The 924-nt window shown below is 49.0% G+C and carries 1 protein-coding gene; it reads left to right on the top strand.

The genetic code is table 11. The annotated features are described in order from the left end of the window. On the top strand, window positions 1-716 hold a 716-nt coding region (locus R7Z50_RS25460), incomplete at its 5' end, for an MFS transporter (protein WP_318149471.1). Window positions 717-924: the final 208 nt, after the last annotated feature.

Below are 924 nucleotides of genomic sequence, written 5' to 3'. Positions count from 1 at the left end.
TGTTCATTTCATTGTTGGGTTACGTGTCGCTAGCTTGGATCATCATTGCGTTTCGATTCAAAGAGACCATCACACGACGCTCTGCAATCCCCTCTCCAGCCAAAATGTTGGTGCAGTATCGTGATTTGCTCTCGTCTCGATATTTTATGAGTTTTGCGAGCATCAGTTGGCTCAACTTCAGCTTGATGATCACGACCGTCTCCGTGATGCCTTTTATCATGCAAGACCAAATCGGGATGACATCGGACGAATACGCCATGTGGGCACTGATCCCCGCGTTAGGTATGCTCGGCGGCACAACCATTTGTAACCGCATCCGCCCCGTTATCGGAAACAAGAAAATGTTGCTTTGCACGCCTGTTTTGCATATCAGTGCGGCACTGTGGTTGTTTTTCTGCCCGGTAGAACCCTTGTATTTGATGATTGGACAATTGTTGATGATTCTTGGCAATGGCATTGCGTTGCCTTGTGCACAAGCACTTGTGATGCAACCATACAAAGAGCAAGCGGGCGCGGCGGCAGCCATGTCTGGCGGCGGTCAAATGGTGGTCTCTTCCTTGGTGAGTATGACGCTGGTGCAACTTGGATTGAGTGAAGCGTGGCATTTGTCGTTGGTTGTAGTGCTGTTTACCGCCATCACCTTGACCAATATTCTACGTGGGTTCAACACTGAAGAAGCGCAACAACACCGAGAGGTGGCAGAGAAAGCCAGCTAATGTCACCGACTTAATTGAAGAAAGAAAAACGCCCACAGCATTCCGTGGGCGTTTTCGTAGGGTTTCAAGTATTGTTGCGTTTACTGCTGGGCAACGCTCACCTTTTTGGCTGAGCTGCGGTAATCAAACTCAAAGCCGATGCCTTTATCAGTGACATCCATCTTCATGCCACCCGTTAGCTCGTTTTGGAAGCTCACTAGCACGTCTT

This window comes from Vibrio sp. 1249-1 (genome assembly GCF_033340495.1).
This window is presented reverse-complemented; position numbering and strand designations above follow the sequence as displayed.